Origin of the sequence: Roseofilum reptotaenium CS-1145, from assembly GCF_028330985.1 — a bacterium.
Taxonomy (GTDB): domain Bacteria; phylum Cyanobacteriota; class Cyanobacteriia; order Cyanobacteriales; family Desertifilaceae; genus Roseofilum; species Roseofilum reptotaenium.
In genome coordinates, this window is the sequence record NZ_JAQMUE010000028.1 from 63,827 (window position 1) to 89,581 (window position 25,755).

The following is a 25,755-nucleotide window of genomic DNA, read 5'->3' on the forward strand; positions in this document are numbered from 1 at the left end:
GGATAAACAAGAAACCCGGTTTCTAGTGGATCGACACACCAACTATCCGCGCTCAAGTTCGGCAATATCCAACATCGTCTTCAACACCGAATCCGGATTCAAACTAATTGAATCAATGCCTAACTCCACTAAAAAGCGGGCAAACTCTGGATAATCACTGGGTGCTTGACCGCAGATGCCGATTTTACGCCCTTCTGCTTTCGCCGTTTCAATGGCCATTTTCACCATTCGTTTCACGGCTTCATTGCGTTCGTCAAACAAGGGTGCAACTAAGCCAGAATCTCGATCTAAGCCTAATGTCAGTTGGGTTAAATCGTTGGAACCGATGGAAAAACCGTCAAAGACTTGGGCAAATTCCGAGGCTAAAATTACATTGCTCGGCAACTCGCACATCACATAAACTTGCAAGCCATGTTTACCCCGTTTCAGTCCATGTTTTGCCATTTCTGCTAACACCTTGTGCCCTTCTTCTGGAGTCCGACAGAAGGGAATCATGGGGATGGAATTCACTAATCCCATCTCATCGCGAACCCGTTTTAAGGCTTGGCATTCTAAGGCAAAGGCTTCCCGATAATGGGGGTCGTAATAGCGGGAGGCTCCGCGCCAGCCAATCATGGGGTTTTCTTCCTGGGGTTCAAATTGACGACCGCCTAAAAGATTGGCATATTCATTACTCTTGAAGTCCGAAAGGCGGATAATCACGGGATGGGGATAAAAGGCAGCCGCGATCGCCCCCATACCATAGGCTAACCGATCGACAAAGAAATCGGGCTTATAGGGATAGTGGGCGGTAAGCTCTTCAATCTCGGCTTTTACATCCAGATCTTCGAGTTCCTCAAAGTGCAGGAGCGCCAAAGGATGGGTCTTAATTTGATTGGCAATGATGAACTCTAGGCGAGCCAAACCCACGCCATTGCAGGGAATGGCTGACAACCGGAAAGCTTCCTCTGGATTGCCCACATTCATAAGAATCTGCGTGCGGGTTTTCGGCAGTTCATCTAACACCGTTTCTTGCACGTCAAAGGGTAACAAACCGGCGTAAACATTGCCCTGTTCTCCTTCTGCACAGGAGACGGTAATTTCCTGACCATTGGTTAACCGCTCCGTGGCTTTTTCGCAACCCACCACTGCGGGAATCCCCATTTCCCTAGCAATAATGGCGGCATGGCACGTTCGTCCCCCCGTATTGGTGACGATCGCACTGGCTTTCTTCATGATCGGTTCCCAATCTGGATCGGTGCGATGGGTAACCAGCACTTCCCCGGATTGGAATTGATCGATTTGTGACACATCTAGAATCACCCGTGCCGGGCCTGAGGCGATCGCCTCTCCCACTGCTCGACCTTGCACCAACAGCTCGCCTTGTTCTTTCAACTGATAATGGCGTAAAACCTGGCTTGACTTCTGGGACTGCACCGTTTCTGGCCGCGCTTGGACAATAAATAAGTGTCCCGTTTGCCCATCTTTCGCCCATTCAATGTCCATAGGCGTATAGGTTTGGCGCAATTTAGAGTAATGATCTTCAATCATCACAGCCCAATCGCCTAATTTGAGAATCTCCTCATCACTGAGGGCAAACTGTTGTTGTCGTATCAAAGGAACCGGCACAATCTTAGTTGCCTGATTGCCATCGTGACGATAGACCATTTTAATCGCTTTACGACCCAGGCGTTTTTGCAAAATCGGCTTGAACCCTTCCCGCAATGTGGGTTTAAACACCAGATATTCATCCGGGTTTACCGCGCCCTGCACCACGGTTTCTCCTAAGCCATAGGAAGCGGTAATCAGTGCCGTATTCTTAAATCCCGTTTCCGGATCGATGGAGAACATCACTCCGGAAGTCGCTAGGTCAGAGCGTACCATTTTTTGCACGCCCACAGAGAGGGCAACGTCAAAATGGTCAAAGCCTTTATGGGTGCGATAGGAGATGGCGCGATCGGTAAACAGGGAGGCAAAACAGCGATGAACCGCCTTGATGACCTCTTTTAAGCCGGAAATATTCAGATAGGTGTCCTGTTGACCGGCAAAACTGGCATCGGGTAAATCTTCTGCGGTGGCTGAAGAGCGTACTGCCACATCGGGAGTATGACCGTAGAGTTCCCCTAAGCGCTTATAGGCGACGGCGATCGCCATTTCGATCTCTTTGGGGAATCGGGTGTTGAGAAGGAGCGATCGCACTTGTTTGGCTCGCTGACGCAACAATACGATATTATCCACATCCAAATCCGTCAACAGTTCCCGCAATTGCGGCTCTAAACCCGCCGAAGAGATAAAATAACGATAAGCATGGGCTGTAATGGCGAATCCTTGGGGAACATTAATTCCTTTGGGGGTTAACTGACGAATTAGCTCTCCTAGCGACGCATTTTTACCGCCCACTAACCTAATATCTTCTAAACCGACTTGATCGAACCAAAGGATAAAAGCGTTTTCCTTCCACAATACCAAAGCTTTAGATTTTTCGGTATAAGCGTTTGTTAAATCAACAGTTTTCAACATTTTTTTGATCGCTCCCAAAACTGGAATAATAGAGGCAAAAGGGAATAGGCAACAGGCAATAGTTACAGCCTGCTGCTGTGTGCTACATCGATTAATTCCCTTAAAAAGGGGGGTTGGGGAGATTTTTGCCTATTGAATCAAAGCGGTAAAGATTCCAAGAATTTATTCATGGGGTAGGGAATGGGAAGCAACGCCATCTCTGCCGGGAATCTTTACCTGAAAATGGAATAGGATAAAAGGGGCTGAAAAAACGATCCCCGAATATTAAAAAACGATTTCAAAAGTGATTATCTCAATTCTAGCAAAAGAATTTTAAAGTAGACTAAAATTGTCGAGTTAGAAATTGAGGGAAAAATGAGAAGTAAATTACGGATATAAACCGCGATCGCTCAGAGCCTGAGCCACACGACCGACACCCAAGGTATACGCCGCTAACCGCAACGGAATTCCCCGTTGTTGAGACGTTTCATAAACCCGATGATACGCCCGTACCATCAAGCCTTCCATCTCTTGATTTACCCGTTCTTCATCCCAGAATACATAGGACTGACCTTGTACCCATTCCAGATAACTGACGACTACACCGCCAGCATTAGCTAAGATATCGGGTAAAACCATAATGCCGCGACTGTGCAACAGTTGATCCGCCACCAGCGTGACCGGGCCATTGGCCGCTTCTGCCACAATTTTTGCCTGAATTCGAGGGGCATTTTCTTCCGTGATCTGATCTTCGAGAGCTGCTGGAATCAAGACATCACAGGGTAAGGTTAACAGTTCCTCATTGGTAATCCATTCACCGCCTGGGAAGTTGTTCATCGGGGCATGATTTTCGACCACATGCTTACGCAACGCCGGAATATCTAAGCCATTTTCTGCAAAGATAGCACCGGAGACATTGGAAACTGCCAACACTTTAGCGCCTGCTTGATGGAACAACAGAGCCGCCGCACCTCCAACATTCCCGAAACCTTGAATGACCACGGAAGCACCCGCCAACGGTTTATCCTGTTGCGCCAAAGCTTCGCGCACCACAATCATCACACCTCGACCCGTTGCCTGTTGTCGTCCCTTAGAACCACCGACAGAGAGGGGTTTACCGGTGACAATACCAGGAACCGCATGACCGACATTCATGGAATAGGTATCCATCATCCAAGCCATTTCTCGCGCCGAAGTTCCCATATCTGGAGCTGGAATATCGACGGCTGGGCCAATGTCTTTAATTAGTTCGCTGGTATAGCGGCGGGTAATGCGCTCTAGCTCACCGACACTATATTGATGGGGGTCAAGGGCAATACCGCCTTTCGCTCCACCATAGGGAATGCCCAGTAAGGCACATTTCCAGGTCATCAGCATGGCCAAAGATGAGACTTCTTGCAAGGTGACGGAGGGATGATAGCGAGTTCCGCCTTTGTAAGGACCGAGAACATCGCAATGTTGAACCCGGTGTCCCGCCAAAACTTGCACTTCTCCGGTATCAAGCTTAACGGGAATGGAAACGGTGACAACTTTGCGGGGATTTTCCAAAACGGTCAGGATGCCACGATCGATGTTGAGTTCGGAACCGGCTTGCTGTAAGTAACTACAGGTGCGATCCATCGGGCAAATATGAGCCGGAGTGGGAGGCTGGGGCATCTTAACTGAGGATGGCATCATCAGAGTTTACCTCTTATGAATGGTGTTAATTCAACCTTATAGTTTTACGTTAGCTCAGTTTTATAAAGAAAAACAAAAAACAGTAAAACTCGTAACAATTTGACATTATTTAACAAAGTTCTCATAATCCTGGTCTCCCCTTCTCCTGCGCACCTTACCCGTCACTGGTGCAAAGTGTGCTATACCAGGAAAAATTGAGTTCTATTAGGGCACAGTTCCCTGAATGAGACGATTAATGATGATGGGTTTTGGTAATCGGTGGTGGGTTGGTTTTTGGTGTGCAACAGCGATCGCCACTTTATTCTCTAGTAGCGTAGCGCGATCGCTCGATCCTATCGAGTTGGCTCAGGTTGAGGTTAACTCTCAGGCAGTGGAGTATTTAAATCAAGGGTTGCAGTTGATTCAAATGGGAGAGGTGGAACGGGCGATCTCCGCGTTTCAAGAGTCAGCACGGTTAGGCCCCAATTTAGCTCCAGCTTCGTATAATTTAGGTCTAGCGCTGCGGCAAAGGGGGGATCTTCAAGGAGCGGCGAGTGCCTTCCACCAAGCCATTCAGATCGATCCGAATTTCGCGATCGCCTACGCGAATTTAGGGGCAGCACTTTTGGAAGGGCGTAATTTACAACAGGCTCAGGACTATTTGCAAATGTCAGTCCAGCTCGATCCAAAGTTGGGAGTGGGGCATTACAATCTGGGATTGGTACAAAAGTTACAGGGAAATAGGACGGCGGCGATCGCCTCATTTAAGCAAGCCATGGTGTTTTCTCCCACTGCTCCAGAACCCTATTATTATTCAGGTTTGATTTATCAAGAACAAGGGCAATTAACCCCAGCGATGGAGAGGTTCCGTCAGGCAGTGGACAAAAATCCAGAATATGCCCAAGCCTATTATGCGATCGGCTCCATTTTATTACAACAAGGGCAACTGGATGAAGCGCTGAATGCCTTCCGAAAAGCAGCTGAAGCCAATCCTAATTATGGGAATGCCTATTATGGCGCTGGATTAGTGTTTATAGAACAACAAGATTATCAAGAAGCACAACGGGTGTTAGCGTTTGCACAGAAACTCTATGAGACAGAAGGCAATCAACAGTGGGCGATGATGGCGGCTCAATTATTACAACGGGTGCGAGAGTTAGAGCAGTGATTTTGGGTTGTAAGGGAAACGAGTCGCACATTTCAATCAACTATATATAATAAAGAGGTTGCATAATGAATAACAACACTGAGACTAGCCAACCAGTTAATGAAGTATTGAGGGATATTCAGGCACGATTATCCCAGTTAGAACTTTCAGTATCTCGATTAAGTGAGGTAGTCGCTAAGTTAGAAGCGAACTCATCCTACAGAGATTACACTACCCCAACTGATTTATTAGAAATTTGGACTTTAATTGTTGATAATCTTGAATTAGAAGGGATAAAATTACTCGTATCTAAATACTGCTGCTTATTGGAATTTGAAGGGGGTTTGGCGACTATTGGAATCAACAAAAAGGGTGGTAGCAGTTTAATGAAAGTTATCTCTACTCCCCTATCGAAAGCATTTGAGAATACATTCAACTTTCCAGTCGGCTTAAGTTTCCGCTTATCAAAATGAATTGGTAATATCTAACTTTTCATTTACTCTATCGCTAGTTTACCCCATCGCATAACCGGAAACTGCTCGGATCGATGGCGGTTGAAATGCAATCACAATATCAGTTTTCAGCACCCCCATCTCAACCAATTCTTGGGCAACATCTAATGCTGTATTATTCAGTTGTAGCCATATTTTGCCATTCTTAATATCGAGATGGATCGAGCAACCATAAATCCGTTGTTTACCATCCCAACCCACTCCCAAAACTTGGTAATGATCCTCTTGGGTATCGAAGAGAGTTTGAATTTCAATTTCTCCATGGGAAGGTTTGTAACTGGCGTACTTGCGGAGAAAAGTTTGGATAATTTCTCGATAGTTTTCGATTTTTATTTTTGAAGTCTGCTCTAGGTTATCCATTGGACGATTTCCTCATTTCTGGTGACAATGGTTAAATCTCATTCAAGAATTCGGGAAAATCAGGATTACAGACTTGTTCAAAACTATAGATACAATCTTCGGGTAAATCTGGATAATCTAAAGGGGTTTCGCGCACGACTAAATCTAATCCCGACTGATAACCAGAGAGCATCGCTTCTTCGAGATAGGGTTTCAGACTGGGATTTTCTTTCATCAGGCGCACAATTTCCCGGCGCTGTTCTCGAATGGTTGATTTCCAGCTTTTACTGCGTCTTTCGGGCTGAAATTGCCACTTTAAGAAATGTCCCAATAATACGCCTAAACGATTTCTGAGTTCTTGACGCTGCTGTTTGCCCAAGGATTGCAGTTCCTCAACTAGATTGGTAATATCTAACTGTTTGAATTCACCGGTTTTTAAGAGGTGAGATTGCTGCATCAGCCAACCATAAAAATCGGTTTCATAAAGATGGGTTTCCATTCTGTTCATCTAACCTTTAAACCGGTAATATTATAGCAGACATTTTTGAAGTAGTAATACGGGCTTGTAAAGGTTACGGGGCGATTATATAATTAAACGAAAGGTAGCTTTGATGACGATGGTTAGTTCCTTTCGACAAGCGGATGATAGTCTGCCCAGGGTAGATTATGGGGAGATGCTCGATCGCATTGTAGAGGCGATCGCCAATCAGCCCGGTTTATTTCGCGTTTCCGATGATTCTGAGCGGTTATTGGTTAATGTAGAGGCGATCGCCCATCGGATAGCCCAGCAAAATCTTGACGATCCGATCCTCGGTTCAGATCGGGGGATTCGCGCTGCTACCCTCAATTCTAGCCCCTCCTGCGCTGCCCAATTTCCAGATAAAATCCGCAACATTAGACAAGCACTCCTGGAGCAACTGCAATCTAGTTTAAGGGCAAAAAACCTAGAAACCAGCGCATTTCTATCTAGTTTAGTTCAGGATTTCTCCACTTTTCAGAATTCACAACCCAGTTTAGATTTAAGCTATCCCTTTACAGCTTATACTGGATTACAAAAAGAACGCTTACAAATTCAATCCCCTGGCTCGATTAAATTTCACAAATTAACCATCACCGTCGATCGCACGGATACCCTCAATCGTAATTTACCCGAAGAATTGAGGCGCTACATCCAGGAACATCTCGATACTGAAACAGATGAACAACAAGCCGATCTAGAGGATGTTCTAACCGATCTGATACAAGATGAACATAAGGATTCTGATATTAACCTGATCAAACGGTTGATGGATACGGAAGTTTTGGGACAACTGAAAAAAGAAGCAAAAATTCAGTATTTAGAATATTTAGAGCAAAATATTAATGCCGACAGACATCCAGAGGTTGTTTATCTCCAGGATTTAATTCGTCGATTAAAAGCATTGAATGATTATATTGCCGATCCGCAGCGATCGGATGCTGACTATGAAGTTACCTATCAAGGAACACCCGTCAATTTTCGCCAACTTTTTTCCCGTGCAGAAGCCTTTGATATTTTGCCTGTTATCCCCATCATTGAAGGCTATTTAGGAGAAACAACAGATCCAAGACGTAACAGAAGACAATTTATCTTTGGACTGAAGCTAAAATTAAATGGCCCTGTGCAAAATCAGGGGAGCGCAAGTGCTTTTGATTATTATTGTAGTTTACTGGATCTAGATCGAGAAGAAAATCAGGCTGTAGCTCGAAGTCCATATGGTCTGCAAAAGATTCTGAAAGTCGCTTTTTTATATTTCTTTGTTTTTGCCTCCGATTGCGATCCAGAGGCAGAAGGCTATAATCATAATAATGAATTACACTACGATCCAGTCAGTCGCTTTGAAGCGAAAATTTTACCGACACTGCAAGGAGATAACGATGAGGCTAAAGTCAGTCTGTTAAGAGGAATTCGCAGAGGACTAGACAAATTAAAAGCTAGAGAAAAAGTTAACCGCTTGGTGAAATTAGTCAAGCATACTTTAACACGGGAAATGGTTATACCTCCCAGCGAACATTGTATTCATGTGGGGGTGAGGAAAACGTTATTAGAAACAGATGTTGATACAATTTTTGGGCGACAAACTCTATTTCGGGAAGCTCTGAAAGGAAATCCGAAGCAGTGTCTTCAGTATTTGTCGGTGGGAGAAGCGACGGTAAATCCGGAGATTTTATGCCAATTACCGGTTAGCATCAAGATTGAAGATATCCGCTATTCAGAAACGAGCGATCGCCAAACTTTTTCGATGAGCTATAAACTGGATCATCTCCAGAGCTTTCCGGTGCTGTTAATGCCTAAACAAGGCCTTACCGATAAAGTACATAAAAAACACTATGAAACTTTACAAAGGAGAAAATTAGTATTGTTTCATATCGATACAGCCCAAAACGAACAATTAGATGATCAACAAGCATTTCTGTATCGCTTTACGTTTAGTCTACTCTTCTATATCGTGGTTCAACAGTTAGCCCGTTATCTCCCCAACCGCAAAAACCTATTTATTCCTATTGTCCGCTTTCATTTAACCAATAAGAATAATTCATCTGCATTGGAAGAGTTCATACTGAATTTGTCGGTTACCGTCTCCCATTTGCTGAATGAAGAGGAAATACTAGCCAATTTCCAAGGTTTTGATATTACGAGCAACAATATCCATAAAACAAGAAATGGTCTCAGTTCTCTGTATTCCCGACTCCCTAAAGTTTTCTCATTTGATCAACTGGAGGAAACGCCACAATTAGAAAAATTAGCGATTATTGTGGTGTCCAGTCGGGAATCTGATGCCCATTATCAAACGGATAAAGATCGGCATCTGTCTAATTTAATGGGCGAAGTGGTGAGCGTCACTCGTCGGGAAGATGCTCGGATAGAGATTAATTGCTTAAGCACATTTTCGGATTCTTATCTCCGGTCAGAAATGTTTAATACTCCTTTGGTTCTCCGGGATAAAATCGTGGAACTCTATCAGCGAGGATATCGGCATTTTGTTTATATTGCCAAAGCTCCGTATACAAGCAGCTTAAATATTACCGCAGAAGAGGATCGACTGTTTTTTATGTCGCGATCGCTGATTCGTTGCCTTGTAGAGAATAACCCGGATATTAAAATTTATCCCATGTTTTTCGATAAGTATTATGTGCGCTCTTCTATGAGTCTCAAGCCGAAATCTTTGTATGTGCAAGATATCCGCGAGTTAACCCAGTTAGTGGACGATCCGAGTCAGCAATCAGTGGTATTTTTTAATTTGTTTAATGGACTCAAAGTGGGCAAAAAGGATGAGCGGTTTTATAATGGAGTAATTTCCTATGCTACTCTCTTAAATACTTATAAGGGAATTTTGGATAATGAAGTAATTTATCAAGGATTGCTCCATGAGGGAGACTTGAAACATGATATTTTACAGTATTTGACGCTGTTTCATTTTTCTCGCTATGAAGCAATGAGCAAAATCAGCTTAAAGCTCGATCCCTATCAAAATATTATTGGCGATTATTCGGTGGGTAAGCTGTCTTTGTTTAAGCATATGAATGGGAAGTCTGATTTTAATTCTTTGGCGTTTCTGACGGAAGTGAAAAAGGCCTTGATTTGATATAGCGCTTTCCGCTTTGCGGACATGAATGCGTGGTAATGGGTAAAAGGTGCGTTACGCTGTCGCTAACACACCCTACTGGATTGTTTCAGCTAAAATGATGCATTAGATTTCGTTCGTAGTGAGGGATTTATCCCTCTCCAGCTAGGCTTTTAAGCACTCTTCGTGCTTACACCAAACAAAGCCCTATTTGAAATGAAACGATCCACTACTGGAAGTGATGTAAATTAAGGAGAAATTGAGCGATGAAAATAGAAGATCAAGGACGACCTTTTGAAATGGGGTTTAATATTGGGATTCTCAATTATCTTCAGCAAAACCAATTAGCATCGCAATGGGTTGATTATTATCGCAAAGAGCTAGAAAATGTAAACTTAAACGCAATTAATAAAAAGCTGATTGAAAATGCGAGTTCCATTAGTTGTAGCGATCGCCAGATCATCGAAACCTGGAGTAACCTTTTACTCCTAAAGGGGTTTTTGGGGGGATATAACTTTTTTGCCGAATATCTGCAAGGGACGAGATGGCACAACCTTGAGCGTCGTTTAGAGGTGCTTTATTATCAATGTGCTTTTGCGGGTGACAATAGTCTCAAGACGTATCAGAAGAGTCAAGAGCAGGTTTCCCAAGAGTGGTTATCTCGGTTAGAAGGACTCGATCCAGCGCAGTTAAAGACCTATATTAATCGCTATAGTGATACAGGAGAGTTTTTAAAAGCGGATACTCTGTTATTGCTCCGTCATTCCCAACGAGACTATCGCATTTTGGTGGTGGATCAATCCGTATTTGCGGTTCAGTCGGAAAAAGATCTGACTGATATCCAAAATTTTATTGGACTGATTAAAAGCAAACTCATTAAAGAAATCAATTATTTGCGCTCGAAAAGTGTGTTTTCTAAGCTGAGAATTGATACGGGAGACAGTCCAGATTTAGAGTTTCTGTTTTCTCCGGGTTTGAAGGATTATTTTACGGCGTTTAAGTCGAAGGATAAGGAGAGCGCGAAGCTAATTCAAGCGGGAGGATATGCTTATAGTTTTTATCAGTTTGCACAAAAAACGGGGATTATTCCTCAAGGTGCAAAGGTGATTTTGAGCGCGATAGGATATAGCGATCGCGGAATGAACACCATGACGATCCATTCCCAAAACCTCTCTTTGTTTGAAACCTGTTATCAAATTTACAAGCATGAGTCCAGTGGAAAAGAGATGATCGTAGTGCGAAAACAGGTGTTTAATCAGATCAAGCGTCAGATGGGTGCAAGTTTCGATCGCGGTAAGGAGTTTGTGCAGAAGTTGATCGATATTCCCCCAGATCGAACCACGGTGGTTACCCATCAGGAGCAAATTCAGGGGTTTCTCACCTCGGTTGCACCCCTTCCCGATGATATTGCACAAGAGCATAATCTTGATTCTAGCCTGGATTTACGCAATGGCCATGCTGAGTTAATTCGGCGATCGCTACTTTCCGAGAGTTTGTATCTTTTTTTAACGGGGAATCCGGGAATCGGAAAAACAACGGCGATCGCCAATTTCCTCAAACAGCATCAAGACGACGGTTTTCTCTTTTTCTATGTCAGTCCCCGCAAACAGGTTAACCTGGATATTCTGGAAAAATTCAAGGATGATAAGGGAAATTGGTGCAGCGAAAACCTAGTTTGCTTAAACACCAATTCCCAGATTATTGCCGAACAGGGTGGTGATTATAGCGTACAATATCGTTCCGATCTATGGCAAGGAAATTTTAGGCAACAATCTGTTAATTTTCTCGATGGAAGTCAAGAGCAAAAACAACAGCAAAATAGGGATTCTCGTCTCCAACGCAAAACCGAAGATTTAATCGTTGAAGCACCTCAAAATACTGCCGGAGTCATTCGCAGCATGTGTGAAGCTATCCATACCCTTGTCGATCGCCAAAGCACGAATAAAATTGTCGCTTCTATCTCCATTCAAGCCTTGAAAAAGACACCCAATGGTAGTGATACCCTCAAGCATTTTGGCGAGATTTTCAAAGGAGCCTACAATAGTCGTACTCAAGCCGTTATCTCAGAAAAAATGCAAGCCATTTCTAAGCGGTTTAAACATCTGTTTATCATGATTGATGAAATTACTGGAGATGATAGCGGCGTGGAATTTTTGAATCGCATCACTCACATTCTTCAAGATTATGATTTAACCAGCAGCAAACATGGATTTAATCCTAAAATGATTATCGCTGATGCTTCCATTGTCGATCCGGATGTGATTAGTCAACATTTACAAGTTACCACGGCTGAACCCGATAAAATCTTTTTCCGCAAAGCCAAGAGAAAGGCTTCACCCTTGACGCTTGATTGGTTTAAATTCAAATGCCATCCAGCAACGCTAATCAATACCAACTCTTATCCTGCCAGAGATCTGAACATTACCTATAATGTTATCATTCATTCGACTCAATTTCAAGAGCGCGATCGCTTAAAACGAGAAGATGATGATTTAGACAAGAAATTGCGAGAACAAATTTTAGCTGATATTGAGCGAATCACTCAAGAACAGAGAGATAACGACGATCAAATTTTAGTCTATATCCAAAACAAGCAACGCTTAAAAAACCTAATTGAAGCGCTGGAACGTCGTTGGCAAACATTTGAGAAAAACCAAGACTATCTCGAAATTCATGCCAGTCTTTCCGAGAGCGAAAAGCAAGCCATCCATCACTATCAAAACGAAGTCAAGATCATTTTCATGACTTCTTCCGGCAGTCGAGGATTATCCTTTCCCAAGGTTAAGCATATTTTAGTGGATATTCCGCGCTTCCAAGTGGAAAAAAATCTGATGGAAATCATTCAAACGATCTATCGCGGACGGGGTGATGGGAATCGGGATAATCAATCCAAATCTTTACACTTTTATCTTGCAGAACGCGCCGTTTATTTTGAGGATCAGCCCCAGCTTTCTCTTCAGGAGAAAATTCTCAGCATCTTTAATATTTTGCTGCTGCTCAAAGCCTCGATTATGACGCGGATTCTGGGAGCGGGTAAAATTGGCAGACAAGAGTATTTGATTATTCCCATTGGCGGCAAGTCAGTATCTGCGGCTGGACAAACCCTCAGTTCTCAACTGGCGAATTTGCTTAGGGAACTGAAACTAGAAACTAGAAATCGTCACAGCGATCAAAAACTAAAACAAACTTATGAGCATTTAAAAACCTTACTCAGTCAAGCGGATTTTACTGTTCCTAAATCGGAACACTCCTCCTATATTTCGGAAGAGTTTACCCATCAGTTCTTAGGGTTTGTTCGACCTAATCTGAGTCAATTAATCGATTTTCCACCGCTAGAAACGGGCTATCTTCAGGGAAGTTTGCTCATGGTTCCCCTTGGCGCTAAAGTCGTTTCGGAAACTTATACTTTATTTCTGGATTTAATTCTAGATCGGAGAACCGATAAACTGTGGCAGAATTTAAGGTATATTAGTAGCCCGAAAAGTGATTACAATGAAAATCTGAAATTTGCGACTCGCAGCGCGATTGATTTAATTGATGAAATTCGCGAAACTCAGCATAAATCCCAACGCTACGAGCAGCAAAGTCAACGACTGGATCGCTATTATGCGCTGCCATTATTAACATTTGTCGCTAGAGAGCAGATGAAAAGGTATCTCGCAGAAGGCGATAATGCTCCGTTTCTAGATATGACATTTCGCTACATTCTCGAATGCTATGTGCGATCGCTCTACCCCGTCGATAATATTCTCCCGATTGGCGATCGCTACCAGGATTTTCCGTTTGTAATCTTTAGTAGCTACAGTCTAGCCGAAATTCGCCAGCAACGCTTCGGCGATCGCTATCTGCTTCATTCCCATGAATTGAACATCCTCAATTTGGTTCTCTCTCAAGACAAAAAATAAAAATCAAGACTCAATTTAGTAACCCTCAATACAGTTTATTGCCTCAAAACTGGTTATAAAACAAGTCAAGTCATACAAGAATAACCGCTTCTAGGGTTCCGATTGAGGTTTACCGTACTTCAGTGACTGGTCCAAGAGAAGCAAGCTAAAGTCTGTTATGGATCAGACTTTAGTTCCACGGCGGGATAAAAGCCCGGGAGATTTTGGCGTTGGGAAAGAGTACGTCAAACTCCTGGGCTTTCTTCTTGTTGGACGCATTCAGAACATACTTAAAAATATAGAGCCACCCATAATGAGCGAACAACTTCCATTTCAACCTCCTGATTTAGAAGCTCAGAAAGCTTTAGAAAAAGAGAGAAATTTACCCCTAAGCGGTTGGCAGCAGGAAGTCGATCGCGGATTAGAATATGGTTTAGAAGCTGCTCAAAGTATCCGCGATCGCACCATTCCCACCTTTTCCCGTGGAGAACTCCCCCACTACGCCGGGATTAACACCTTTCTCAAAGCACCCTACTTAGAAGACGTGCGGAACGTTGGCAACTACGATATCGCCATTATCGGCGTTCCCCACGACTCCGGAACCACCTACCGTCCCGGTACTCGATTTGGTCCCCAAGGTATCCGTCGTATCAGTGCCCTTTACACCCCCTATAATTTTGAACTGGGCATTGACTTGCGCGAACAAATCACCCTTTGCGATGTCGGTGATATTTTTACCATTCCCGCTAACAACGAAAAATCCTTCGATCAAATCTCAAAAGGCATTGCCCATGTCTTTCATTCCGGTGCATTTCCCATCGTTTTAGGCGGCGATCATTCCATTGGATTTCCCACCGTGCGCGGTATTTGTCGCCACTTAGGTGATAAAAAAGTCGGCATAATTCACTTCGATCGCCATGTGGATACCCAAGAAACCGACTTAGACGAACGGATGCATACCTGCCCTTGGTTTCATGCCACCAACATCAAAAATGCCCCCGCTAAAAACCTCGTTCAACTTGGAATTGGAGGCTGGCAAGTTCCCCGTCAAGGAGTCAAAGTTTGTCGCGAGAGAGCGACCAATATCCTAACGGTAACCGACATTACAGACATGGGATTAGATGCTGCCGCAGACTTTGCCATACAGCGAGCTACCGATGGCACCGATTGTGTTTGGATTAGTTTCGATATCGATTGTATCGATGCGGGTTTTGTCCCCGGAACCGGTTGGCCAGAACCCGGTGGACTCCTACCCAGGGAAGCACTCTACTTACTGAAAAAAATTGTCCAAAATACTCCCGTTTGTGGGTTAGAAGTCGTGGAAGTTTCCCCTCCCTATGACATTAGCGATATCACCGCCTTAATGGCCACTCGCGTCATTTGCGATACCATGGCTCATTTAGTGATTTCCGGGCAACTTCCTCGTCAAGAAAAACCTAGCTATATTCATCCAGAAGCCCAACCGGAACAAGTTGAATGGACCTAACCCGAGGATATCACTAGAGGTAGGTAAACAACGTGCATGAAACTGATATGACTAAAGCCTTAATTCTCACGTTGCGAGACTGGTGGAATGACCAAGAAGAATCGCCCAAAATAGAAACGGTTCACCTAATCGTTGGTCAATTTACCTGTGTCGAACCTGCCAGCTTGCAATTCGCCTTTGAAGTGCAAACTCAAAACACGTTTTTAGAAGGAGCCAAACTGGCTATTCAAGAAAAACCCTTAATCGCCTTTTGCCATTCCTGTCAAATCGAATATCGACCGCAAATTGGCCAGCACTATGCCTGTCCAACCTGCAATTCTCCCATGGAAGATATTCGCTCTGGACGAGAACTCAAAATCGATCGCATTGAATATAGCCCATTAACCCCAACCAGCCATGCACCAAACCTTTGATGCTGCCTTAGAAATTAACTTACTCCATGCCAACCAAGCGGGAGCAGACCATAATCGTGCCCATTTTGACGAATGGGGGATGACTTGTCTGAACCTGATGAGTAGTCCTGGTGCAGGAAAAACGGTTCTTCTAGAGAAAACCTTAGAAGCCTTGCATTCTGACCTCAACATGGTTGTCATTGAAGGAGATATGACCACTGAACTGGATGCCGAGCGTCTGCGTCAATATGGCGTGCCCGTGATTGCTATTAATACCGGTCGTTCCTGTCATCTGGACTCAAAGATGGTCTCTGGAGGCATTCACCAGTTAGCCAACCAATACACTCCTTCCGACTTTGATTTAGTCCTGGTGGAAAATGTGGGCAATCTGGTGTGTCCCGCAGAATTTGAAGTGGGCGAACATGCCAAAGTTGCCCTCTTAAGCATTACTGAGGGAGAAGATAAACCCCTCAAATATCCAATTATGTTTCAAGAAGCGGATTGTCTCTTGGTCACCAAAATGGATCTCGCTCCCTATCTAGAGATTGACCTAGAGCGACTTGAAGCAAACGTGCGGCAAATCAATCCTCACGTTACCCTCATTCCCCTATCGGCAAAAACCGGTGAGGGATTAGACGCTTGGTTTACTTGGGTTCGCACTCAAGTAACCCCAGCGTCGGCTCAACCGCTGGCGATGCCCGTTTAGGTTGAATCAAAAAAAGCTACTCCAATGTTCTGCCAAAACCTGGAGTAGCTCTAAACCACAAAAACAGTCCATCGGTCTAAGTAGACCGGGAGAAAATAATTATGACAGAAAAGATTTTGTTCTGGGGAATTTTGCTCTTCCTCTTTGGAACCCTAGGCATTGGTGTCTGGGCTTCTAAGCAGATTAAGGGAGATAGCGTCAACTATTTGGTGGCTGGACGGGGGCTGGTTCTTCCCCTAGCGGCTGCCACCTTGATGGCTCAGTCGGTGGATTCTAATGCAACTTTGGGCAATACGGATTTAGCGGCTGAATTTGGATTTTGGGCGGGTGCGTCGTTACCGATTGGTTTAGCGTTGTGCTTGTTTCTGACGGCGCTGTTTTTCGCTAAACCGATGAACCGTATGGGATTGATTACGCTACCCGATTTCTATCGTATCAAGTACGATCGCACTACAGAATGGGTGGCATCAGTGATTATGGTGCTGAGTTTCTCCTTTCTGCTGGCGGGTAATCTGGTGGCTGGGGGCTATTTGTTCCAAGCATTCATGGGGACAAATTATACGTCCGGAGCCATGTTTATTGCCATGATTGTCCTGATCTACACTGCCAGTGGGGGATTGTTTGCCGTTGCTTATACCGATGCGATTCAAGTGGCGATCGCCTTAGTCGGTATGATTGCTCTAGTGGGTTTTATTGGCTTTAACTTTGGCTTTACCATTCCTGATGGTATGGGCCCCATGCACTTGGAGCAGTTAACCAATCCAGGAGCGGGTGCAGCGATTAACTGGGCAACCCTCTTAGCCTTGGGTTTGGGCGATATTGTCGCCATTGACTTTATGGCTCGTGTCTTTGCCTCCGATAGTCCAGAAACCGCCCAAAAAGCCTGTTTTATTGGCTCTGCGGGAACCATCCTGATTGGCGTGCCGTTCTCAATGGTGGCGTTATCTGCACCGTCTATTTTAGAACAAGCCAATATTACCCCAGAGGGGCCCCTGCTCTATGCCTTGCTGCAAGGCGTTGTTCCTCCCCTCGTGGGACTTTTGGTGATTGCAGCGATTCTTTCTGCTTCTTTATCGACAGCAGATGGGGCAATTTTAGGCACGTCTTCGGTGATTGCCCATAACATCCTGGGTATTCGCCATGACGAACACAATGCTGGCGGCGATCGTTTATTATTAATTACCCGATTAATGGCCGTTGTAATTACTGCGATGGGCTTATTCTTTGCCTTGCGTATTCCTCAAACGGGGATTCTCTTACTCCTAGCCTTTGATATTGGCTTCGCTGGATTATTAATTCCCCTAGCCGGAGGACTCTATTGGCCGGGGGCAACAAAACAAGGAGCCTTAGCCTGTATTATTTTGGGAACGCTAACTCGTATTGTCATGTTTGTTCTCATGCCTACGACATTTGGCTTGGACAATACTTTACTCTATATTCCCAATGGTTTATTTACACCCGATTTTGATGGCTTCCCTACTTTAATTAGTCCTTTTGTTGGATTAGCGGCCTTTATTATCGGATCAAATTTAACTAGAGGGAAAGGTAATACAGCTAATACCCTAGAAGAGCACGACGCTCATATAGCGCTGCACGCTAGGGAATAGGGAATGGGGAATGGGGAATGGGGAATAGGTTTCACTTCGTTCAACCCAACCTACGGGAAAATGGCGAAGGTATTGTGAGAGGCAAAGGGATTAAAAGCCCCTTGTTAAGCGCAAAATGATACAGGAATGATATTAGGCCACTTTCTATTGCCTATTGCCTATTGCCCAATTCCTAAGATGAATAAACCGGGTGAATGTGCCAAATATCTCTGGCGTATTCGGCGATCGCGCGATCGCTAGAAAACTTACCGATCCTCGCCGTATTCAAAATCGATTTTCTTGTCCAGCTTGCCCGATCTTGATAGGCTTGACTGACGCGTTCTTGACAGTTGATATAATCTGCATAATCAGCAAAGAGCAAATATTCATCCCGATCCAATAAGGAATCAATAATAGGCTGAAATAACTCCGGATTTTCGGGTGAAAACTCCCTTTTCGCCATTCCATCCATCACCATTTTCAGTTCGCGATTCCAGTGATAATAGGATTTCGGATCGTATCCCTTTGCTTTTAGTGCTTGCGCTTGAGATGCAGTTAAACCAAACAAGAAGAAATTCTCCTCTCCCACTTCTTCCCGGATTTCAATATTGGCCCCATCTAATGTACCAATAGTGACTGCACCATTGAGGGCAAATTTCATATTTCCCGTGCCTGATGCTTCCTTTCCTGCCATGGAAATCTGTTCTGAGAGATCGGCGGCTGGGTAAATTTTTTGTCCCAAGGAAACGGAATAGCCCGCCAGGAATACGACTTTTAGGCGATCTCCCACTTCCGGATCGTGATTCACCACCCTTGCGACCGCATTAATCAACTGAATTACCATTTTTGCCATAAAATACCCTGGAGCGGCTTTCCCTGCGAAAATAAACGTCCTAGGGACGAGATTTAACCCAGGATTCTGCTTTATCCGATAATACAACGTGATAATATGCAGCACATTTAACAGTTGACGCTTATACTCGTGCATCCGCTTCACTTGAATATCAAACAAAGAATCTGGATTCACTTCTAAGTCATTAAACAACAAAATATGCTCGGCTAAAGCCACCTTATGGTCATATTTAATCTGTTGCCATTCCTGTTGAAATTCAGGATCGTCAGCATAAGGTTCTATCCCTCGCAATTGATCTAAATCCGTAATCCAGTCCTGGCCAATTTTTGAGGAAATTAATTTAGACAATTGGGGATTACTCAACAGCAACCAGCGCCTTGGTGTAATGCCATTCGTTTTATTTTGAACCTTTTGCGGCCAATAGTCGTGAAAATCAGGTAAAACTTGAGCTTTTAACAAATCGGTATGCAGTTGTGCCACCCCATTAATGCAATAGGAACCTACACAAGATAAATGGGCCATTCTAATCTTTTTCTCTGGATCTTCCTGCACTAAAGACATGCGCGATAACCGATCTAAATCCCCTGGATATCGAGAACGAATTTCATTTAAAAATCGCTGATTAATTTCATAAATAATTTCTAAATGCCTGGGGAGCAACGACTCAAATAAACTCACCGGCCAAGTTTCCAGCGCTTCCGAAAGTAGGGTATGATTCGTATAGGCAAAAACATGCTTGGTAATATACCAAGCGCGATTCCAGCCCAAGTTGTACTCATCTACTAACAACCGCATTAACTCGGCTACGCCAATGGAAGGATGGGTATCATTAAGCTGAATGGCCACTTTTTCATGGAAATGATCGAAATTCTCATATTGCCGTCGATAGCGATTAATGATGTCTTGTAGAGAACAACTGACAAAGAAATATTGTTGCTCTAGACGCAACTGTTTACCTTGATAAGTATTATCATTGGGATAAAGAACTTTAGAAATATTTTCTGAGAAAATTTTATCCGATACGGCTCCTATATAATCTCCGCGATCGAATTGAGCAAAATCGAGTTCTTCCGTGGCATAGGCTCGCCATAATCGTAACCGATTGACGGTCTGATTTTGATATCCAGGAACAGGGGTATCATAGGGCGTTCCGGTAATTTCGCGATCGCCAATCCACCGGACATGCATTTGCCCAGATTCATCCGGGTGAAATTCCGTATAGCCGCCAAATTTCACCCGCACACTGGCTTCTGGACGATATACTTCCCAAGGGTTTCCATAGCGCAACCATTTGTCAGGACGTTCTATTTGCACCCCATTGATAATCAGTTGATCGAAAATGCCAAATTCATAGCGAATTCCATACCCGATCGCGGGTAAACTCAAGGTAGCCAATGAATCTAGAAAGCAAGCCGCTAACCGACCTAACCCCCCATTTCCTAAACCCGGTTCTGCTTCTAAAACTACTAAATCTTGTAGGTTTAACCCCAATTGTGTTAAGGCTTCTACTGTATCGTCATAAATGCCCAAATTGAGTAAATTATTACTCAATTGACGACCCATGAGAAACTCTGCGGACAGGTAATAGACGGTTTTGGCTTGATGTTTGCGGTAGCGACTGCTGGTATTGAGGCGATGATCCAGGAGGCGATCGCGCACCGTATACGCCAGAGCCATATAATAATCATGGGGCGTGGCTAAATTAATCGTTTTCCCTTGAATACAATGCAGATTACAGATAAAATCCTCTTTTAAGACTTCTACCTGACTTTCCTGACTGCCAGAATCTACGTTCATCACATCATTATCTTGGGAAAAAAATTGGCTTGACATAATCTAATTTCAATCACAATTACATAACTTTGAAGTGTAGATGCCAGAAGATACCCTAATTATGCTGTACTTAACTCACTGTCCTGGATCGTCGTAACAAGGGGCTTTAAAGCCCCTTGCCTTCTCCCAATCTTTTTTCTTAAGGATGTTTTCCCCCATCTGGCATAACGGCTTTACTCAAGTCTGTTTTTTCTAACTTTGCTGTGTCGAATTGGGCATTCGTTAAGTTAGCCCGACATAAACTCGCCAGACTCAAATCAGCATAGCTTAAATTAGCATCGGTTAAATCCGCACCACTTAAATCTGCACTACTTAAATCTGCACCACTTAAATCTGCGCCTCGAAGATCTGCACCAATTAAATCGGCTTCACTGAGATTAATTCCACTCAAATTAGCACAATACAAATTGGCTCGAATTAACCGAGCGCGAAACAAATCAGCACCTAATAGATTAATCCGAAACAGATTCGCAGCAAATAGATCGGCTCGCAATAAGCGAATTCCGGGTAAATTAGCACTACTCAATTCAGCTCGGAACAGGTCAACGTCCTTAAAATAGCGTTCCCCTGTAGCATAACGGTCTAGAAATTCATTAACATCCATAGAGACGTTCAGGTTTTAACTTGAACACACTCTCCATTCTCCCAACTGAAGGGGGCAAACGTCACCTATCTAGGGGGGGGTTCGTAACAATTTGTTATATAGCGCTACGCGCGGTAATGGGTACGAGGTAATTGGTCAAGCGTTTTTTTACTCTATAGTCCCCATTCTGTGGTATCTGTAGGGGCGAAAAATTTTTCGCCCCTACATGGGGTGTTTTCAGTGATTATCTGAGGAAAACTTAGGCATAAATCAGATAAAAGTACCGCTCCATTGACCTCGTATTCAGTCAGTTCTCAAGAACGGGTTTGAGATGCTGAAAGAGTAGGAAATTCTAGCGAGGATACAGAAAATGAAATCCCGATCCCGACAGATTAAAACCTCCCCGAAAGCATACCCGATTATCCAGTCTATGGAAACTCTGGAAACAGTGATGAGTATAGACCCCAAACGGGAAATCGTACAAGCAATCAATCCAGTCACTTCAGGATTAAATTCAGGACTTTCCCTCGTGTTGCACGTTGAGTTTTTCATTCTCTTGTGCTTGCACCTCTTTGTTTTATTACAACTTAAAAAGCGCTAATTTATAAAAGTCCCCCTTTTTTAGGGGGATTTAGGGGGATCGATTGCATCGAGATACAGACGAATTTGACTCATAGGACTTGATTATTTTGGTATTCCCTTTCTAGGCGATCGCACTCTTCATAATAAGCCTTAATATCCCCATCAATGCGCCCTTGATTAGCATAATAGTAAGCTAAAGCATCATAAACCTGTGCCGGTGTCAAATTGATTCTTTGTGCCAGAATCTCTTCCGGTTTCATTCCTGCTTGGAAATCAATGACAATATTTTGCACCGTAACGCGAGTCCCTGCAATTCGTGGAAGGTTCCCACAAGTGTCAGGGGTTTACACAATTAATGTACCAATATCAGTTGTTGTCTGCATAGAGATTCTTTTGGCGATCTTTCTAGGGGCGTTAGAAACCCAGTTTCTTGGAGAAACCGGGTTTCTGGGTTGTGAGTATTAACTTGATTATAGACTATAATCAAAGCGTTCATCTGTTGCCGAGCCAACCATGCCACAACTTAATCTCAGTAATGAACAAGTAATTGATCTGGTTAAACAGTTACCCCATCAACAACAACTGGATCTGTTTCAATTCCTCCTGCTCCAGCAATGGAGACAGTGGGAATCTTTATCCCGTTATGGTGTTGAGAAAGCGAGGTTAGTCCCTCAAGAGCGCGGTTTTGATTGGGATTTGATCACAGAAGAAGAAAGAGATAATTTTATTGATGAGATTTTACATCAAAAGTGATGTCAGATCTTACCCTTACCGCCAATCACCAATCAAAATATAGTTAGCCCAATTATCAGGATGGCTCAATTCTGGGTTCTTGATAAAACTGACTTGAGCGCGACGCAGTGCCTCAGCTTTGGAAGTATTTGATTGTGTCCATTTTTGATAAAACTTACCCATGAAATCAGGAATATAATTATTAAGTGGAACTACTGAAGTATGTCTCCTATGAGTAAGGATAGTGCGAATATTATATTTTGTTAACTGATTAGTAAATTCATAATTACTCACAAAAGATTTTAGATAATCAAGAACCAGTAAATCAATACCTTTATCTTGTCGTTGATTTAGAGAATCGACTAATATTCCAAAGTCTTCATAAGAAATAATTTCATCCCAAGTTGATATTACATTACCTAAATCCATAGAAAGATGATCTATATTCGTCAAATGTATCACTGAAAAATCAAAATTTTTCAGTGCTTTTTTAAACGCAGTATTTGTGAAATTTTCATTGAACAAAACAGAACTGGATATGATAGAGCTTACTTTTTCTATTTCTTGTTCAATTGTGGGTGATGGCTCCAATAATATCCCCTCTTCTCGTATGTCAAATGTTCTCGCTATTCCAGCTACTAATGCCTTTAAAGGTCTTTTAACTTTATCTTCAGGTTCTATGATCTCTAATGCAGGGGTAAAAGCAACTGCATATTTCTGTACTAAATACTGCTCTCGATCGTGAAGATTAAATACAGAAATGTTTTCTAGCATGTTATTCACTGCTTTAGTAGATATAAATACCAAAGTTTTGATATTTTTTGATCTTAAATAAATCTCTGATGGTTTGAATATTACATCATTATATTTTTGACTTACCTTCAAATGATAATCATGATAATCAAAATGATAATCAATATTATTGCTTAAGTCCCCAGCCCTTACCTCTCCCCTTGCATCCATAGTAATATGAGGTAAATCACTAAAAATATCTATTGAGTAGTTTTCCATATCTATAGTTCTCTTAATTGAGTAGTGATAGAGTGGTTCACTGGGTAAGTGAAGTATAAATCCAACACGATCTTCAAATAAAATTGGATAGAAAACTGCGGCTTGTGGATCAATTGCCTCAATTTTTACTAAATTAGGATTTAAAGGAAACATCTGACTGAAATCATGAAGCTTCATTAACTGAAGCGACTCAATCACTTGACGCGCTTTCTCTAAGTTTACTTGACTCACTTCTTCAACATCAAAAATAGACTCTAGAACTCCCTGATACGCATTTTCAACAGTTTCTGGAAACGAAACTTCTACAGCAGGATTAATTCCCGTCAAATCAGGATCTAACGTTTGCAAAATATCAAAGGCTTGCTGATTGATAGAAAAATCGACTACCTCATCTCCTTGAGCAACTAAGAGGCGAGATTTAATATTCAATGTTTGTGCCAGCAAGATAGAATAGTTCAGATCTTTTTTAGCTTCTACTTTATCCAAAAAATCCAAACTCTCTGAAACCGCATCCATTGCCTTATCCAACTGTTCCAACTGTTGATAAGCAATGGCAATATGGCTCAACAACATCGCTTGTTTCAAGTCATAATCCTTAATCTCAAACGATAACGCTGCCTGTTTCCAAGCTTGTTCCGCTTCAGACTGATTACCTGCTCGATTCAATTCTCCCGCTAATTCAGATAACAGCGAAACATTTTGCACCTGTTCCTCTGCTTTTTGCCTTTGTATCTGTGCCTGTCTTGCCTCGCGATTTGCTTTAATCACTCGATTTCCCGCAACTTGCACCGAAAAGGTTGCCCCCAAAATCGCCATCACCATCACCACCGCACCGATACGAATGCGCCGTTTTACCTTGCGATTTGCTTGCGTTAATACCTGGTTTCTCTGCTCTGCGGCTTCCGAGTCTTTGCGCTCGCGCTCTAACTCCGCTTCCAGTTTCTCTTGGGCAATTTGCACCTCAATTTCTTTCTTCTCACTCGCAGCTAAAAACTCTTGGTCTCGATAGCTTAAATTCTTGCCTGCTGCCCAATCTTGGGCATCCTGCAATGTCTTACCGTGCAACAATCTCGACTCATCCGCACCTGCCGATACAACCCAAGCGCGAAACGCTTCCGCATAGGGACGCAACGCCTCTAATTGTTCCTCAATCCAGGCTTGATTAAACACTTCAAAATAAATGGGATTCGCGACTTTCAGCCTTACCGAAGTTCCGGTTCTTTGTTTCACTACTAACCCCGATAACTGTAACTTTCCCTCCTCAAAACTATTATTCGCCACCACCTCCCCTTCCTGGCGGATTTGCTGATATAATTCCAACAAATACGCCGCCCGTTGCTCGTTACTGAGAATACGGTTGCGGATGGTTTTCAAATGCTCCGGATCGTCCGATGCTTCCCAATTCTCGATAATCCGAGTTCTGACTAACTGTTCCATCCACTCACCCTCACTTCCTGCGGGAAGATTGGGAGCTAATTCACACACCCATTGACAGAGTTTTTGGGTTAAAAACGGTTGTCCTCCCGTCCAGTTTAAGATTTCCTCGATCGCAGTTTCTGGATGGCTCACCCGTCCTTTTAATCCCTCCACCAAGGGCAGCACTTCATGGAGTTGAAACCCCTGCAACTCCACCGCTCGACCAATATTAAACGGCGTGCGATTTTTGTCTTCAATTAAATCGCCAGGAGTGGCAACTCCCAAGAGGACAAACGAGAGACGCTTATAGGCATCATCATCCGCCCGTTTATTGTAACAGGAGCGAATTAAGGCAAAGAAATCATCTTTAAATCCCAGTTGTAGGACGCTATCAATTTCATCAATAAAAATCACCACCGGCTGAGTGATTTGGCGGAAAATAAGCTCTTCTAGAAACTCGCCAAAAAACTGAACGGCAGGAATATCTCGGCGTTCACTCAACCAAGAACGTAAGGAAAAAGTTTCCTCTAATTGCAATCGACTGACGAGGGTTTTAATTAATCCCCCATACCATTTTTCCGGAGTCACTTGTTGCGAACCCAATTCGGTAATATCAATGGACGCGCATACCACACCATTCTCTTGCAACCGTTGCATGGTTCGCACTCTCAGGGAAGATTTTCCCATTTGTCGCGCATTTAAGACATAACAAAATTCGCCATTTCGTATTTGCTGATAGAGTTCTTCATCAGCAGCGCGAGTGACATAAGTTTTGGAGTTGAGCGGTAAGGTTCCGCCGATATAATAGGTTCCCATAATATTTTTTAGTTTACCGTAGTGGACTGGCAAGCTTAAAATTGTGGGTAAAGGTGGTTAAGTTTAATGCGAGCATCGTCCGTCGTGAATTGCCATTGGATTTTCACTTTTTCCCGATTTCTTTCTTCTTGCCAGTGCGCTAATTCTACTTTCAATATC

At 43.3% G+C, this 25,755-nt stretch carries 17 protein-coding genes, 1 pseudogene and 1 riboswitch; of the genes and pseudogenes, 10 read left to right on the plus strand and 8 right to left on the minus strand.

Annotated features, from left to right (window positions below; all coding sequences use genetic code 11):
• Positions 1-42 precede the first annotated feature (42 nt).
• Together ppsA and PN466_RS03935 are read right to left on the minus strand one after the other, a co-directional pair.
• Positions 43-2,499 carry a phosphoenolpyruvate synthase gene (ppsA, locus tag PN466_RS03930; protein WP_271937127.1) on the minus strand — a complete coding sequence of 819 codons (2,457 nt, stop codon included), beginning with the start codon at positions 2,497-2,499 and terminating at the stop codon, positions 43-45.
• A 366-nt stretch (positions 2,500-2,865) separates the two neighbouring features.
• Positions 2,866-4,155 carry a Glu/Leu/Phe/Val family dehydrogenase gene (locus PN466_RS03935; protein WP_271937128.1) on the minus strand — a complete coding sequence of 430 codons (1,290 nt, stop codon included), beginning with the start codon at positions 4,153-4,155 and terminating at the stop codon, positions 2,866-2,868.
• A 235-nt stretch (positions 4,156-4,390) separates the two neighbouring features.
• Between PN466_RS03935 and PN466_RS03940 the strand changes: the two genes are divergently transcribed.
• Together PN466_RS03940 and PN466_RS03945 are read left to right on the plus strand one after the other, a co-directional pair.
• On the plus strand, positions 4,391-5,302 hold the full coding sequence (locus PN466_RS03940; RefSeq protein WP_271937129.1) for a tetratricopeptide repeat protein: 912 nt from the start codon (positions 4,391-4,393) through the stop codon (positions 5,300-5,302).
• A gap of 65 nt (positions 5,303-5,367) precedes the next feature.
• Positions 5,368-5,754 (plus strand): hypothetical protein, encoded by a 387-nt coding sequence (locus PN466_RS03945; RefSeq protein ID WP_271937131.1) that lies wholly within the window; start codon positions 5,368-5,370, stop codon positions 5,752-5,754.
• A 39-nt stretch (positions 5,755-5,793) separates the two neighbouring features.
• Here the strand turns inward: PN466_RS03945 and PN466_RS03950 are convergent, their stop codons facing one another.
• Both PN466_RS03950 and PN466_RS03955 read right to left on the minus strand, forming a co-directional pair.
• Positions 5,794-6,153 (minus strand): XisI protein, encoded by a 360-nt coding sequence (locus PN466_RS03950; RefSeq protein ID WP_271937133.1) that lies wholly within the window; start codon positions 6,151-6,153, stop codon positions 5,794-5,796.
• Positions 6,154-6,184: 31 nt separating this feature from the next.
• Positions 6,185-6,631, minus strand: coding sequence for a DUF29 domain-containing protein (locus PN466_RS03955; protein WP_271937135.1), 447 nt, complete (start codon positions 6,629-6,631; stop codon positions 6,185-6,187).
• A gap of 118 nt (positions 6,632-6,749) precedes the next feature.
• On the opposite strand from PN466_RS03955, the gene PN466_RS03960 reads away from it, so the two are divergent.
• From PN466_RS03960 to PN466_RS03985, 6 genes are all read left to right on the plus strand, one after another.
• Positions 6,750-9,737 (plus strand): hypothetical protein, encoded by a 2,988-nt coding sequence (locus PN466_RS03960; RefSeq protein WP_271937138.1) that lies wholly within the window; start codon positions 6,750-6,752, stop codon positions 9,735-9,737.
• Between the two features lie 245 nt (positions 9,738-9,982).
• Complete coding sequence (locus PN466_RS03965; protein WP_271937140.1) at positions 9,983-13,621, plus strand: helicase-related protein; 3,639 nt, start codon at positions 9,983-9,985, stop codon at positions 13,619-13,621.
• Between the two features lie 79 nt (positions 13,622-13,700).
• A riboswitch (guanidine-I (ykkC/yxkD leader) is annotated at positions 13,701-13,823 on the plus strand.
• A 90-nt stretch (positions 13,824-13,913) separates the two neighbouring features.
• On the plus strand, positions 13,914-15,086 hold the full coding sequence (locus tag PN466_RS03970; RefSeq protein WP_271937142.1) for an agmatinase family protein: 1,173 nt from the start codon (positions 13,914-13,916) through the stop codon (positions 15,084-15,086).
• A 32-nt stretch (positions 15,087-15,118) separates the two neighbouring features.
• Positions 15,119-15,499 carry a hydrogenase maturation nickel metallochaperone HypA gene (gene hypA / locus PN466_RS03975; protein WP_271937143.1) on the plus strand — a complete coding sequence of 127 codons (381 nt, stop codon included), beginning with the start codon at positions 15,119-15,121 and terminating at the stop codon, positions 15,497-15,499.
• Positions 15,483-16,184 carry a hydrogenase nickel incorporation protein HypB gene (gene hypB / locus PN466_RS03980; protein WP_271937146.1) on the plus strand — a complete coding sequence of 234 codons (702 nt, stop codon included), beginning with the start codon at positions 15,483-15,485 and terminating at the stop codon, positions 16,182-16,184. Before hypA ends, hypB begins: the two co-directional genes overlap by 17 nt.
• A gap of 101 nt (positions 16,185-16,285) precedes the next feature.
• The gene (locus PN466_RS03985) at positions 16,286-17,791 is read left to right on the plus strand and encodes a sodium:solute symporter family protein (protein WP_271937147.1); all 1,506 of its coding nucleotides are present in this window, start codon (positions 16,286-16,288) and stop codon (positions 17,789-17,791) included.
• A 172-nt stretch (positions 17,792-17,963) separates the two neighbouring features.
• Here PN466_RS03985 and PN466_RS03990 read toward each other — a convergent pair whose 3' ends face one another.
• A complete protein-coding gene (locus tag PN466_RS03990) occupies positions 17,964-20,456 on the minus strand; it encodes a glycogen/starch/alpha-glucan phosphorylase (RefSeq protein WP_313898528.1) in 2,493 nt (830 codons plus the stop codon).
• Positions 20,457-20,595: 139 nt separating this feature from the next.
• The gene (locus tag PN466_RS03995) at positions 20,596-21,060 is read right to left on the minus strand and encodes a pentapeptide repeat-containing protein (protein ID WP_271937149.1); all 465 of its coding nucleotides are present in this window, start codon (positions 21,058-21,060) and stop codon (positions 20,596-20,598) included.
• Between the two features lie 349 nt (positions 21,061-21,409).
• On the opposite strand from PN466_RS03995, the gene PN466_RS04000 reads away from it, so the two are divergent.
• Positions 21,410-21,640 (plus strand): hypothetical protein, encoded by a 231-nt coding sequence (locus tag PN466_RS04000; protein ID WP_271937151.1) that lies wholly within the window; start codon positions 21,410-21,412, stop codon positions 21,638-21,640.
• A gap of 70 nt (positions 21,641-21,710) precedes the next feature.
• On the opposite strand, the pseudogene PN466_RS04005 reads toward PN466_RS04000, so the two are convergent.
• A pseudogene (locus PN466_RS04005) lies at positions 21,711-21,953 on the minus strand (DUF433 domain-containing protein); the annotation flags it as partial.
• 181 nt (positions 21,954-22,134) lie between these two features.
• On the opposite strand from PN466_RS04005, the gene PN466_RS04010 reads away from it, so the two are divergent.
• Positions 22,135-22,374, plus strand: coding sequence for a hypothetical protein (locus PN466_RS04010; RefSeq protein WP_271937153.1), 240 nt, complete (start codon positions 22,135-22,137; stop codon positions 22,372-22,374).
• 15 nt (positions 22,375-22,389) lie between these two features.
• Here the strand turns inward: PN466_RS04010 and PN466_RS04015 are convergent, their stop codons facing one another.
• Positions 22,390-25,596, minus strand: coding sequence for an AAA-like domain-containing protein (locus PN466_RS04015; protein WP_271937156.1), 3,207 nt, complete (start codon positions 25,594-25,596; stop codon positions 22,390-22,392).
• Between the last annotated feature and the right edge of the window lie 159 nt (positions 25,597-25,755).

What these genes read in the sequence shown, in the direction of transcription:
- ppsA (WP_271937127.1), bottom strand. Translation starts at nt 2,499, where the DNA reads ATGTTGAAAACTGTTGATTTAACAAACGCTTATACCGAAAAATCTAAA.
- PN466_RS03935 (WP_271937128.1), bottom strand. Translation starts at nt 4,155, where the DNA reads ATGATGCCATCCTCAGTTAAGATGCCCCAGCCTCCCACTCCGGCTCAT.
- PN466_RS03940 (WP_271937129.1), top strand. Translation starts at nt 4,391, where the DNA reads ATGATGATGGGTTTTGGTAATCGGTGGTGGGTTGGTTTTTGGTGTGCA.
- PN466_RS03945 (WP_271937131.1), top strand. Translation starts at nt 5,368, where the DNA reads ATGAATAACAACACTGAGACTAGCCAACCAGTTAATGAAGTATTGAGG.
- PN466_RS03950 (WP_271937133.1), bottom strand. Translation starts at nt 6,153, where the DNA reads ATGGATAACCTAGAGCAGACTTCAAAAATAAAAATCGAAAACTATCGA.
- PN466_RS03955 (WP_271937135.1), bottom strand. Translation starts at nt 6,631, where the DNA reads ATGGAAACCCATCTTTATGAAACCGATTTTTATGGTTGGCTGATGCAG.
- PN466_RS03960 (WP_271937138.1), top strand. Translation starts at nt 6,750, where the DNA reads ATGGTTAGTTCCTTTCGACAAGCGGATGATAGTCTGCCCAGGGTAGAT.
- PN466_RS03965 (WP_271937140.1), top strand. Translation starts at nt 9,983, where the DNA reads ATGAAAATAGAAGATCAAGGACGACCTTTTGAAATGGGGTTTAATATT.
- PN466_RS03970 (WP_271937142.1), top strand. Translation starts at nt 13,914, where the DNA reads ATGAGCGAACAACTTCCATTTCAACCTCCTGATTTAGAAGCTCAGAAA.
- hypB (WP_271937146.1), top strand. Translation starts at nt 15,483, where the DNA reads ATGCACCAAACCTTTGATGCTGCCTTAGAAATTAACTTACTCCATGCC.
- PN466_RS03985 (WP_271937147.1), top strand. Translation starts at nt 16,286, where the DNA reads ATGACAGAAAAGATTTTGTTCTGGGGAATTTTGCTCTTCCTCTTTGGA.
- PN466_RS03990 (WP_313898528.1), bottom strand. Translation starts at nt 20,456, where the DNA reads ATGTCAAGCCAATTTTTTTCCCAAGATAATGATGTGATGAACGTAGAT.
- PN466_RS03995 (WP_271937149.1), bottom strand. Translation starts at nt 21,060, where the DNA reads ATGGATGTTAATGAATTTCTAGACCGTTATGCTACAGGGGAACGCTAT.
- PN466_RS04000 (WP_271937151.1), top strand. Translation starts at nt 21,410, where the DNA reads ATGAAATCCCGATCCCGACAGATTAAAACCTCCCCGAAAGCATACCCG.
- PN466_RS04010 (WP_271937153.1), top strand. Translation starts at nt 22,135, where the DNA reads ATGCCACAACTTAATCTCAGTAATGAACAAGTAATTGATCTGGTTAAA.
- PN466_RS04015 (WP_271937156.1), bottom strand. Translation starts at nt 25,596, where the DNA reads ATGGGAACCTATTATATCGGCGGAACCTTACCGCTCAACTCCAAAACT.